Annotated in this window: 8 protein-coding genes; 1 reads left to right on the forward strand and 7 read right to left on the reverse strand. The window is 67.6% G+C overall.

The window, feature by feature from the left end; translation table 11 throughout:
* Window positions 1–120: 120 nt before the first annotated feature.
* The 7 genes from ACFWR9_RS34775 to ngcE form a co-directional block, all read right to left on the reverse strand.
* Window positions 121–1,413 (reverse strand): sugar ABC transporter permease, encoded by a 1,293-nt coding sequence (locus ACFWR9_RS34775; RefSeq protein ID WP_383849412.1) that lies wholly within the window; start codon window positions 1,411–1,413, stop codon window positions 121–123.
* Complete coding sequence (locus ACFWR9_RS34780) at window positions 1,410–2,201, reverse strand: ATP-binding cassette domain-containing protein (protein WP_064730313.1); 792 nt, start codon at window positions 2,199–2,201, stop codon at window positions 1,410–1,412. Before ACFWR9_RS34780 ends, ACFWR9_RS34775 begins: the two co-directional genes overlap by 4 nt.
* Before the next feature lie 161 nt (window positions 2,202–2,362).
* On the reverse strand, window positions 2,363–3,463 hold the full coding sequence (locus ACFWR9_RS34785; RefSeq protein ID WP_383849481.1) for a substrate-binding domain-containing protein: 1,101 nt from the start codon (window positions 3,461–3,463) through the stop codon (window positions 2,363–2,365).
* A 133-nt stretch (window positions 3,464–3,596) separates the two neighbouring features.
* Complete coding sequence (locus ACFWR9_RS34790) at window positions 3,597–4,808, reverse strand: ROK family protein (RefSeq protein WP_383849415.1); 1,212 nt, start codon at window positions 4,806–4,808, stop codon at window positions 3,597–3,599.
* A gap of 202 nt (window positions 4,809–5,010) precedes the next feature.
* Complete coding sequence (locus ACFWR9_RS34795) at window positions 5,011–5,934, reverse strand: carbohydrate ABC transporter permease (protein ID WP_383849418.1); 924 nt, start codon at window positions 5,932–5,934, stop codon at window positions 5,011–5,013.
* Window positions 5,935–5,937: 3 nt separating this feature from the next.
* Window positions 5,938–6,864 (reverse strand): carbohydrate ABC transporter permease, encoded by a 927-nt coding sequence (locus ACFWR9_RS34800; RefSeq protein WP_383849421.1) that lies wholly within the window; start codon window positions 6,862–6,864, stop codon window positions 5,938–5,940.
* 85 nt (window positions 6,865–6,949) lie between these two features.
* Window positions 6,950–8,398 (reverse strand): N-acetylglucosamine/diacetylchitobiose ABC transporter substrate-binding protein, encoded by a 1,449-nt coding sequence (gene ngcE, locus ACFWR9_RS34805; protein ID WP_383849424.1) that lies wholly within the window; start codon window positions 8,396–8,398, stop codon window positions 6,950–6,952.
* 346 nt (window positions 8,399–8,744) lie between these two features.
* Here ngcE and ACFWR9_RS34810 point away from each other — a divergent pair, with 346 nt between their 5' ends.
* Complete coding sequence (locus tag ACFWR9_RS34810) at window positions 8,745–12,551, forward strand: GH92 family glycosyl hydrolase (RefSeq protein ID WP_383849427.1); 3,807 nt, start codon at window positions 8,745–8,747, stop codon at window positions 12,549–12,551.
* The last annotated feature ends 162 nt before the right edge of the window (window positions 12,552–12,713 follow it).

A 12,713-nucleotide genomic window follows, 5' to 3' on the forward strand; every position in this document is an offset into this window, starting at 1 on the left:
AGGGTTGCCAGGGCTCCGCCCTGTCGCCCTCCTCCGCCTTGCAGCTGCACGCACCAGACCCCTCTCGGGTCGGCCACAAGGCGCCGTAGCCCGCGGCCGGCCTGATCCAAACGACACCCCCTAGGCGCGACCGGCGGTCTTCTGGGTCTTGCGGGTGATCGCGTCGATGACGACGGTCGCCAGCAGGACGCCACCGGTGATCATGTACTGGACCGGCGAGGCGATGCCCTCCAGGGCGAGGCCGTACTGGATCGAGACGATGACCATCACACCGAGCAGCGCGTCCCAGGTGCGGCCGCGGCCGCCGAAGAGGGACGTGCCGCCGATGACGGCCGCGGCGATGACGTTCATCAGGAACTCACCGGTGCCCGCGCCCTGGTTGGCGGAGGCGATCTTCGAGGCCACGAAGAGGCCGCCGATCGCGGCGAAGGTGCCCGCGATCGCGAAGACCGAGATCCGCACCAGCTCGACGTTGATACCGGCCCGGCGGGACGCCTCGACGCTGCCGCCGAGGGCGAAGATCTTCCGGCCGTAGGCGGTACGGCGCAGGACGAAGTCCGTGAGCAGCAGGAAGGCCAGGAAGATCACCACGGCCAGCGGCAGGCCCTTGTACTGGTTGAAGACGATCGCCACGGCGAAGGCCAGCACGGCGAGCAGCACCGTGCGCACGATGATCTCGTTCAGCGGCCGGGACGGCACCCCGGCGGCCTCGCGGCGGCGGTTGTCGAAGAACGCGCTGAGGAAGTACCCCGCGGTGACGACGATCGCCAGGCCGTAGGCGGCGGCCACGTCGCTGAAGTAGTAGCTGGTCAGCTTGACGACCACGCCCTCGGAGTCGAGGTTGATCGTGCCGTTGCTGCCGAGGATCTGCAGCATGAAGCCCTGCCAGAACAGCAGGCCGGCCAGCGTGACGGCGAAGGCCGGGACACCGATGCGGGCGAAGACGAAGCCGTGGATGGCACCGGCCGCGGTGCCGGTGAGGATCGCCAGCACCAGGGCGAGTATCTCGTTCATCCCGTGCGTGACGCTCAGCACCGCGAAGGCGGCGCCCGCGACACCGCTGACCGAGCCGACCGACAGGTCGATCTCGCCGAGCAGCAGGACGAAGACGATACCGACGGCGATCATGCCGGTGCCGACCATGGCGACCGACATGTCGGAGAAGTTGCCGGCGGTGAGGAAGTTGGAGTTCAGGCTGGTGAAGATGGCCCAGATGATCAGCAGACCCACGACGACCGGGATGGACCCGAGGTCACCGGCCTTCATCTTCCGCTTGAACTCGCCGAGGTAGCCGGCGAAGCCCTGCTCGCGCACCAGCAGCCGCGGGTCGACCGCGGCGACCGCGGCGGAGGCCGCGTCGGGGTTCTCCACCGAGTGCTCCCCGGCGGCCGTGGAGGTCTTGTCGATGCTCACTTCTTGATCTCCCCATTGGTGCGCGCCGCACGACGGGTCACGGCGTTCTCCGTGGCGCCCGTGATGGCGGAGATGATCTCTTCCTGGGAGGTCGACTTGACCTCGAAGATGCCGTTGTTGCGCCCGAGGCGCAGGACGGCGACCTTGTCGGCGACCGCCTTGACGTCGGCCATGTTGTGGCTGATGAGGATGACCGCGTGGCCGCGCTCGCGCAGCCGCTCGACGAGGTCGAGGACCTGGGCGGTCTGCTCGACGCCGAGGGCGGCGGTGGGCTCGTCCAGGATGACCAGCTTCGGCTCGCCGAGCATGGAGCGGGCGATCGCCACGACCTGGCGCTGACCGCCGGAGAGCGAGGCGATCGGGATGCGGACGCTGGGGATGCGGATGGACAGCGTGTCAAGGAGCTCGCGGGAGCGGCGCTCCATCTCCACCTCGTCCAGGACGCCGCGCTTGCGCAGCTCCCGGCCCAGGTAGAGGTTGCCGACGACGTCGATGTTGTCGCACAGCGCGAGGTCCTGGTAGACCGTCGCGATGCCGAGGTTCTGGGCGTCGTGCGGCCTGTTGATCGAGACGGACCTGCCGTCCCACTCGATGGCGCCCTCATCGATGGGGTGCACGCCGGCGATCGTCTTGACCAGCGTGGACTTTCCGGCGCCGTTGTCGCCCACCAGGGCGACCACCTCACCGGCGTGGACCTCAAGCTCTACGTCGGTGAGCGCCTGGACGGCACCGAATCGCTTGGAGACCCCGCGCAACGCCAGCACGGGCGTAGCGGACACGTGAACCATCTCCTTCGCCGCCTGACCCGGCGGGAGGTTGTACAGAAAGTTTTCGGGGGAGGGTGTCCGTCCGGCGCCCCGCGTAGCCTGCGGGGCTGATGAGTGCGGGGCGCCGAAGGAGCTGGGGCGGCCGCTCCCGCGCGCTCAGCGGGCGCGGGAGGCGGGGTCGCTTACTTCAGACCGATCTTGTCGCAGGCGGCCTTGTACTTGTCGGTGCAGATCTCGTCGAGCGTGTAGAAACCTTCCTTGATGACGGTTTCCTTGATGTTGTCCTTGGTCAGGGAGACCACCGGGACGAGGACGGCGGGGACACCCTTCGTGGTGCCGCTGTCGACCTTGTCCTTGGCGACGGAGTCGAGCGACTCGCCCTTGGCCAGCTTGACGGCCATCTCGGCCGCGACGGCGGCCTCCTGCGGGTAGGACTTGTAGACGCTCATGTACTGCTCGCCGGTGATGATGCGCTGCACGCCCGCGAGTTCGGCGTCCTGGCCGGTGACCGGGATGTTCGCGATGCCGGCGCGCTTGAGGGCGGTGATGATGCCGCCCGCCATGCCGTCGTTGGCGGAGTAGACGCCGGCGACCTTGTCCTTGCCGAGGGCGGAGATGGCCGCCTGCATGTTGGCGTTGGCGTTGGCCGGCTTCCACTCCACGGTGTCGTACTCGCGGCCGATCTTCACCTTGCCGTCGAGGACGGAGTGGGCGCCCTCCTTGAACTGGGCGGCGTTCGGGTCGGTGGACGAGCCGTTCATCATGACGATCTGGCTGTCCTTGGCCTTGTCGCCCAGCGCCTTCAGCAGCGCCTCGCCCTGCGTCTTGCCGACGGTGACGTTGTCGAACGAGGTGTAGGCGTCGATCGGGCCCTCGGCCAGGCGGTCGTAGGCGACGACCTTGATGCCGGCGTCCTTGGCCTTCTTCACCGAGCCGGCGATGGCCTTGAAGTCCACCGCGTCCACGATCAGCACGTCGACCTTGTTGGTCACCATCGTGTCGACCTGCTGGTTCTGCAGGCTGGCGTCCTGCTTGGCGTTGGCGTAGACGACCTCGCCCTTGTTGTTCGTCAGCTCCTTGACCTTCTTCTCGATCAAGGGCTTGTCGAACTTCTCGTAGCGCGCGGTCTGGTTCTCCGGAAGGAGCAGACCGACCTTGATGTCGTCGCCCTTCTTCGCGGCCGAGTCGGACGAGTCGTTGTTGTCGGACTCCGCGGCACTGCCACAGGCAGCGAGCGAGACGGCCATGGCGCCGGCGGCGACGGCAAAGGCGGCACGACGCATACGCGTGTTCACTTCACAAACCTCCCTGACGAGGCCGCGTCGTTGCGGCCGAGGTGGCTGGAAGTCAACTCGGCCGCAGGTGCGACGTCAAGAAGTAAATCCTTAACGAGATGACAACGGTGCCATCCGTGCTCTAAGTGAAGGCAGGCGTGGCAGCCGGCAGAGCACCGGTCGCACTTCCGTCCAAAAGGGTGGAATCGCCCATTTCGCTGAGGGCGAGGGCGAGCGCCCCGAGCACCTCCGCACGGCCCCCAAGTGCCCCGGGAAGCACCGAGAGTCGACGCGCCGCGCTGGGGATGGCGTACCGCCCGACGGATTCTCTTATCGGCCCGAGCACCAGCTCACCGGCCTCGGCGAGATCGCCGCCGAGGACGACCCGGCTCGGATTGAGCAGGTTGCAGAGGTTGGCGACTCCACTGCCGACGTGGCGGCCGACGTCGGCGATCACCCGACGGCAGCCCGGGTCACCGTCCCGCGCCAGCCGTACGACACCCTCCATCGTCAGATCGGTGCCGTGGCTGGGCTGGAGGAGCGGAAGCACATAGCGTGCTGCCGCGAAGGTCTCCAGGCAACCCCGGTTTCCGCAACGACAGACGGGCCCGGCCTCATCGAGGGTGATATGACCGATTTCTCCCGCCGTGCCGCCCGGTCCCCGATAGATCTTGCCGTTGATCACCAGACCCGCGCCGACACCGCTGGCGACCTTGATGTACGCCAGGTCACGCACGCCCCGGCCGCTCCCCCAGACCAGCTCCCCCAGGGCGCCGAGGTTGGCGTCGTTGTCCACGTGCACCGGCACGCCGAGCCGCCCCCGCAGCTCCTCGGCGGGCCGGGTGCCGCCCCAGCCGGGCAGGATGGCGGTCGAACCCAGCGTCCCGGACTCCACGTCGATCGGGCCGGGCACGCCGAGGCCCACTCCGGCGATCTTGGCGCGGTCGATGCCGGTGGCCGCGATGAGCCGGCTGACCAGCTGTTCAGCCCGGTCGAAGCCCTGGTCCGAGGAGGCGTCCACGTCCAGCGGCTCGGACTCCTCGGCGAGGACCTGGTGGGCGAGGTTCCCGATCGCGACGCGCAGGTGGGTGTGCCCGAAGTCCACGCCGATGACAATGCCGGCGTCCCCGCTCAGCGAGACGCTGCGGGCCCGCCGGCCGCCCGCCGACGTGGGCGTGACCTCGACGGTCCCGCCCTCCTTCAGCTCCCGGACGATGTTCGAGACGGTGGCCGCGGACAGGCCCGTCGTCCTCGCGATCTCCGCCTGCGTGAGCGAACCGGCGAGCCGTACCGCTCGTACGACCCGTTCCAGGTTGGCTCGGTGCAGCGACGACTGCGACCCCGGAGTCTCCACGACGACCTCCTGCGCGCGGGGCCGCTTCGATGAGGCCCCGTCCATGTCCAACTAGTGAACTCTAAGCTGAGCCGTTCGGGTCGCCTCCCGTCAAGAGGTTGAACCGCATCAGGGTCCCCACGGGGGCGTGACCGCACACACGCGCGTGCCGCCCCCGGCCTCGGGAGCGGCACGCGCGAGAACGCCGGGGGGCGCCGGGGCGTTACTTCAGGGCGCCCGCGGTGAGTCCCTGGACCACCTGGCGCTGGAAGATGATGTACGCCGCCAGCACCGGCAGCATGGCCATCACCAGGCCCGCGAAGAGGCCCGACCAGTCGCCCTTGTAGCCCTGGCTGACCGCCAGCTGCACCAGGCCCTGGGTGAGGACGTGCTTGTCCGGGTCCGTGTTCAGCACGGTCGGCAGCATGTACTGGTTCCACTGCCCCAGGAAGTTGAAGATCCCCACACTGATCAGGCCGGGCTTGGCCATCGGCAGCATGACCTGGAAGAACGTCCGGGTGTGCGAGGCCCCGTCCACGAACGCCGCCTCCGCCACCGAACTGGGCAGGGTCCGGAAGAACGCGGTCAGGAAGAACACCGTGAAGGGCAGCGAGTACGCGATGTAGACCAGGATCAGCCCGTGGATGGTGTTCAGCAGCCCCATGTTGTCCACGACGTAGAACAACGGGACCAGCGCGAGCATGATCGGGAAACTCATGCCGCCGATGAACAAGTAATAGATGAACCGGTTGCCCGGGAAGTCGAACCGGGCCAGCACATAGGCCGCCATGGAACCCAGCACCAGGGTGCCGACCAGCGAACCGCCCACCACCAGGACGGTGTTGAGGAAGTACTCGCTCATGTGCGCCTGGGACCAGGCCCGCGACCAGTTGTCGAAGTTCAGCTTGTCGGGCAGCGACCAGGGCGAACCGAAGATGGAGGCGTCGTCCTTGAAGGAGGTCATCACCGCCCACACCAGCGGCATGCCGACCATGATCGCCCAGATGACGAGGACGCCGTGGGAGAAGACGTTGAGGGTGGTGCCCTTCTTCTTCCCCTTGCGGAGTCCGCCGGGCGCGGCCTCGGTCTTCAGGACGGGCGCGCCGGACTCGGCCGGTACGGGGGCGGGGGTCTCGGTCGTCTTCATTGCTCAGTACTCCAGCCGCTCGCGCCGGCCCAGCTTCATCACGACGGCCGCGAAGGCCAGCGTGATCAGGAGCAGGGCGACGCCGATGGTGGTGGCGTAGGCGGCCTGACCGTCCCGGAACGCCTTCTGGTACACGTACAGGACCATCACGGTGGTCGAGTAGTCGGGTCCGCCGGGCCCGGTCGTCATGATCTGCACGACCGCGAACGACTCGGCACCGAGCGCGAGGATGCCCATGTAGACCCAGCCGGACTGCACGGTGTCCCACAGCAGCGGCAGAGTGACCTTGAAGAAGGTCGTGAAGCGGTTCGCCCCGTCCAGCAGCGCGGCCTCGTACAGCTCCGCCGGGATGGAGGCCATGCCGGCGGAGAAGAGGACCACGAAGAAGCCGACGGTGGACCAGACGAGCACCGCCATCACGCACCACAGCGCGAAGTTGGGGTCGCCGAGCCACAGCGGCTGGATCGAGTCCAGGCCGATCCCGCGCAGCAGCGAGTTGATCGCGCCGCTGTCCGGGTTGTACGCGAAGGCGAACAGCAGCGCGACGATCGCGATGGACAGCACCTGCGGGAAGAAGTAGACGATCTTGTAGAAGCCGGAGCCGCGGACGCCGGTGATCACCGGGCCGCCCTTCCGCTTCCGCCCGCCCACATTGATCATGAAGGCGAAGAAGAGCGCCAGGCCGAGCGTCACCAGCGGCACCAGCAGGGCGAACATGACGCTGTGCTGCAACGACTTCCAGAAGATGTCGTCGTCGAGCATCCGTTCGTAGTTGTCGAAGCCGACCATCTTGAACTCGGGGCTCAGTCCGGTCCAGTCCGTGAACGAGTAGTAGATGGACTGGATGAACGGCCAGACGACGAAGAGCGCGTACAGCCCCAGGGGTACCGCCAGGAACCCCACGATGAACCGGTACTTGCCGTGCTGCATTGCTACCGACCCCGATCTGAGCGCGGGTGGCGCCGCCAGGGCCCGTCGGGCGCGCCGGCGCCGGACGGGCCCTGGTGACGCTTCCTCACTGGTGCTTGTAGTGCTTGATCGACGAGTCCTTGGCGGCGTCGTCGGCGTAGCCCTGGATCTTCTTGATGGTCTCGGCCGGAGTCATCCGGCCCGCCATCATCTCGCCCAGGCACGAGACGCCGATCTTCTCCTTCTGGAGCTGCACGTACCAGTCCTGCATGCGCGGGTTCACCACGTTGTCGGCGGCCAGCTCCAGCGCGGCGACGCCGGACTTGAGGCCCGGGGTCAGCTCGATGCCGTCGGTGCCGCCGTTGTAGGCGCTGAGCGACTTCACCTTGCTGGTGAAGTTCTTCGAGGACGCCTCGCTGAGCATGATGCGCAGCTGCTCCATGCCGCCGGCGCCGTTGGCCGCCTTGGCCGGGACGATGAACGGCTCGCCGCCGGAGGCCCACATGGTGCCGAAGGGCATCTTGTCGGAGCCGTCGATGCCGGGCGGGGCGGAGACGGTGAGCCCGAAGTCGGCGGGGATGACCTTGGCCGACTCGTTCTCCACCCAGGAGCCGTTGGGGATGAACAGGGCGTTGCCCTTGGCCCAGGCGGTCTGGGACTGGATGTGGTCCAGGCCCGGGGTGCCCTTGAGGATGTAGCCCTTCTTGTACAGCTCGTACCAGGCCTCGAAGACCGTCTTGACGGCCGGGTGCTTCCAGGCGTTCGGCTCCAGGTTGTCGATGGCGTTCAGCACCTCGACACCGCCGACCTTGGCGATCATCGGGGACATCGAGAACGGGATGTAGTACGGGTACTTGCCCGCGTACGTCCAGCCCGCCATGCCCTTCTTCTTGGCCTTCGCACAGACCGCGAGCATCTCGTCCCAGGTCTTCGGGTATTCCGCGTCCAGCGAGTCGAGCGCCTTCTGCGAGTACCAGTTCCCGTAGACCGTGTACGCGTAGTACATGATCCAGACCGGGTCGCCGTCGAACTGGCCCATTTCCACGATGCCGGGGCGCAGCGTGTCGCGGACCTTCTTGTTCGGGTCGTCGTAGGACGGGGCGTCGAGGAGCGGGGTGAGGTCGGCGAGCTGCTTCTTGCCGACCAGGACGCCCATGTCCATCTGCTCGGCGCCGGAGTTGTCGACGAGGTCGGGCGGGTTGCCGCCGTTGAAGCGCGGCTGGAGGGTCGACTGGATCTTCTGGGTGGCGGAGAACTTCACCTTGGCCTTCGGAAAGGCCTTCTCGTACAGCTTCACGGCGTCCTCGGCGTACTCCTTGCCGAAGCCGCCGTCGAAGAGGACGAATTCCATCTGGGCGCTGTCGTTGACCGCGAGAGGGTTCTTGGCGGACTTCTCGCCCGCCTCGGCCTTCTCCTGGTCGTCCCCGCCGCCGCTCGCGCAGGCGGACAGGAAGCTCATGGTCGGTACGGAGATCAGGCCGAGCGCGGCGGACCGCTTGATCAGATCGCGGCGGCCGACGCCCGTACCGTTGTTCTCGGCGGAAGTGGATCCCATGCTCAAGTCCTCGCCTTCTCCAGGACTCAGGCGGTGAACCGGATCCTCCCCGGCACCGCGATCGGGTCACGCTGGGCCGTGCAGGAAAACGCCCCGGTGGGCGACAGGTATAGTCCACTTCCCGCCAGCGGATCAAGATCGAAAGCAAGGTTGGCGGTACGTCTTTTCCGAGTTGAGACCTCCCGGAAATATGAGTGGCCTGTGCACGCCATGCCATAAGAATCCCTGGCATAAGCCCCGAACGCCACATCCAACACCCTTGACATCACATGTCACTTGACCCCTACTGGTCCTTGCGCAGCTGATTTGACAACGTTGTCCCACGCGCAGGGAGGGTGGCCAGGACATGGAATACAGAGTTCGGCACAGATGGGGTCCGGCGGTCGTGCTGACGACCGCCTTCGCTTTGGCGGTGGGTTCACAGGGGGCGGCGGTCGCGCTGCCGCAGGCTCCGGCCGGCACCGACCGGGAGTTCGCGTCCTCGTTCGAGGCGGACGACCCGGCTCCGGACTGGCTCAGCACCGTGGACACCGGCGCGGACGGCGGCAAGCGGTCCTCGGGTGTGGACGGCGGGTACACCACCGGCATACCGGGCAACGTCACCGACCACGTCACCGGCGTGCGGGCCAGCGCCGAGAACACGAACGGCGGGGAGGTCAAGGAGAACCTCGTCGACGGCGAGCCGGGCACCAAGTGGCTGACCTTCGAGAAGACGGGCTGGGTCGAGTTCGACCTGGACAAGTCGACGAAGATCGCCAAGTACGCCCTCACCTCGGCCAACGACCACGCCGAACGCGACCCGGTGGACTGGACGCTGAAGGGCTCGGCGGACGGCGAGACCTGGCAGACGCTGGACACCCGCTCCGGTGAATCCTTCGGCGAGCGCTTCCGGACGAAGACGTACGACCTCGCCGAGGCCGCCGAGTACCAGCACTTCCGGCTGGAGATCACCAAGAACAACGGCGCGGGCGACGCCCTCCAGCTCGCCGGCTTCCAGCTGTCCACCGGCGCCACCGACACCCCGGTCCCCGAGGACATGCTCTCCCTCGTCGACCGCGGCCCGACCGGCTCGCCGACCGCGAAGTCGGGCGCCGGCTTCACCGGCAAGCACGCCCTGCGCTACGCGGGCCGGCACACCGCGGACGGCCGGGCGTACTCGTACAACAAGGTCTTCGACGTCAATGTCAGGGTCGACCGCCGCAGCGAGCTGTCGTACAAGATCTTCCCGTCGATGGCCGACGGCGACCTCGACTACGACGCCACGAACGTCTCCGTCGACCTCGTCTTCACCGACGGCACCTACCTGAGCGACCTCAAGGCCACCGACCAGCACGGGTTCCCGCTGACGCCGCGCGGTCAGGGCGACGCCAAGATCCTCTACGTCAACCAGTGGAACAGCGTCGAGTCGGGCATCGGCTCGGTGGCGGCCGGCAAGACCGTCGACCGGATCCTGGTGGCGTACGACTCCCCCAAGGGCCCGGCGAAGTTCCGCGGCTGGCTGGACGATCTGAAGATCGAGCGGGCCGCGTACGAGCGCCCGAAGGCCCACCTCTCCGACTACGCGCTCACCACCCGCGGCACCAACTCCAGCGGCAGCTTCTCGCGCGGCAACAACTTCCCGGCGACCGCCGTACCGCACGGCTTCAACTTCTGGACGCCGGTGACCAACGCCGGATCGCTGAGCTGGCTGTACGAGTACGCGCGCGGCAACAACGCGGACAACCTGCCCACCCTCCAGGCGTTCGGCGCGAGCCACGAGCCGAGCCCGTGGATGGGCGACCGGCAGACCTTCCAGGTGATGCCCTCGGCCGCGTCCGGCACCCCGGACACCGGCCGTGACGCCCGCGAGCTTGCCTTCCGGCACGAGAACGAGACCGCCCGGCCGTACTACTACGGGGTGCGGTTCGAGAACGGTCTCAAGGCCGAGATGGCGCCGACCGACCACGCGGCGATGATGCGCTTCACCTACCCGGGTGACGACGCGAGCGTGATCTTCGACAACGTCACCGACCAGGCCGGGCTGACCCTCGACAAGGAGACCGGCACCTTCACCGGCTACTCCGACGTCAAGTCCGGGCTGTCCACGGGCGCCACCCGGCTGTTCGTCTACGGCGAGTTCGACAGCAAGGTCACCGGCGGCGACACCGGCGGCGTGAAGGGGCACCTGCGCTTCGACGCCGGCCGGGACCGCGCGGTGACGCTGCGCATCGCGACCTCGCTGATCGGCGTCGACCAGGCGAAGGACAACCTGCGCCAGGAGATCCCGAAGCGCGCCTCCTTCGACAAGGTCAAGCGCGACGCCCAGAAGCAGTGGGACAAGGTCCTCGGCAAGGTCGAGGTCGAGGGCGCCACGCAGGACCAGCTGACCACGCTGTACTCCAGCCTCTACCGGCTGTACCTGTACCCGAACGCCGGCCACGAGAAGGTCGACGGCACGTACAAGTACGCCTCCCCGTTCTCGAAGGCGGTCAAGGAGGACACCCCGACCGAGACCGGCGCCAAGATCGTGGACGGCAAGGTCTACGTCAACAACGGCTTCTGGGACACGTACCGGACCACCTGGCCCGCGTACTCCTTCCTGACCCCGTCCAAGGCCGGTGAGCTGGTCGACGGCTTCGTGCAGCACTACAAGGACGGCGGCTGGACCTCCCGTTGGTCCTCCCCCGGCTACGCGGACCTGATGACCGGCACCTCCTCCGACGTGGCCTTCGCGGACGCCTACGTCAAGGGCGTCGACTTCGACGCGAAGGCGGCGTACGACGCGGCCGTGAAGAACGCCACCGTCGTGCCCCCGTCCTCGGGCGTGGGCCGCAAGGGCATGGAGACCTCGCCGTTCCTCGGCTACACCAGCACCGAGACGCACGAGGGCCTGTCGTGGGCGCTGGAGGGCTACCTCAACGACTACGGCATCGCCAAGATGGGCGAGAAGCTCTACAAGGAGACCGGCGAGAAGCGGTACAAGGAGGAGTCGGCGTACTTCCTCAACCGCGCGCAGGACTACGTCAACCTCTTCGACAGCAAGGCCGGCTTCTTCCAGGGCAAGGACGCCAAGGGCGACTGGCGGGTGGACTCCGAGAAGTACGACCCGCGCGTGTGGGGATACGACTACACGGAGACCAACGGCTGGGGCTACGCGTTCACCGCCCCGCAGGACAGCCGCGGCCTCGCCAACCTCTACGGCGGCCGCAGCGGCCTCGGCGACAAGCTCGACGAGTACCTCGCCACCCCCGAGACGGCCTCCCCGGAGTTCAAGGGCTCCTACGGCGGTGTCATCCACGAGATGACCGAGGCGCGGGACGTCCGCATGGGCATGTACGGGCACTCCAACCAGGTCGCCCACCACGCCCTGTACATGTACGACGCGGCCGGGCAGCCGTACAAGACGCAGAAGAACGTCCGCGAGGTGCTCCAGCGTCTGTACACCGGCAGCGACATCGGCCAGGGCTACCACGGTGACGAGGACAACGGCGAGCAGTCGGCCTGGTTCCTCTTCTCCTCGCTCGGCTTCTACCCGCTGGTGATGGGCAGTGGCGAGTACGCCGTCGGCAGCCCGCTGTTCACCAAGGCGACGGTCCACCTGGAGAACGGCCGCAAGCTGGTCGTCAAGGCGCCGAAGAACAGCACCAAGAACATCTACGTGCAGGGGCTGAAGGTCAACGGCAAGCGCTGGACGTCCACTTCGCTCCCCCACTCGCTGATCGCGAAGGGCGGTGTCCTGGAGTTCGACATGGGCGCGAAGCCGTCCTCGTGGGGCACCGGCAAGAACGCGGCCCCGCCGTCGGTCACCCAGGACGACGAGGTGCCGACCCCGCGCGCGGACGCCGTCGCGGGTGACGGCGCCCTGTTCGACAACACCTCGGCGACGGACGCGAACGTGACGTCGGTGGACCTGCCGGTCTCCGGCAAGGGCGTGAAGGCGGCCCAGTACACGCTGACTTCGCCGGCGGACCACTCGAAGGCACCGGCCGGCTGGAAGCTCCAGGGCTCGGCCGACGGCACGACCTGGCGGACGCTGGACCAGCGCTCCGGGGAGTCCTTCGCCTGGGACCGGCAGACCCGGGCGTTCTCGGTGAAGTCGCCGGGCACATACGCGAAGTACCGGCTGGTCCTGGACGGCGAGGCCACGCTGGCGGAGGTGGAGCTGCTGTCCTGAACCCGAAGGTGAGCGTGGGATGACGCCGCGGGGTACGCCGGGTGACCGGCGTACCCCGCAAAAGGTTGTACGCCCCACGTTGCTCTTCCATACCTGTTCTGTACCGCTCTCGTCCCCTGCCGTAAATCTGGTTGACGTGTGAACGTCATGTGTAAGGATCAC

The organism is Streptomyces sp. NPDC058534 (genome assembly GCF_042717365.1).
In the GTDB taxonomy this organism is placed as follows: domain Bacteria; phylum Actinomycetota; class Actinomycetes; order Streptomycetales; family Streptomycetaceae; genus Streptomyces.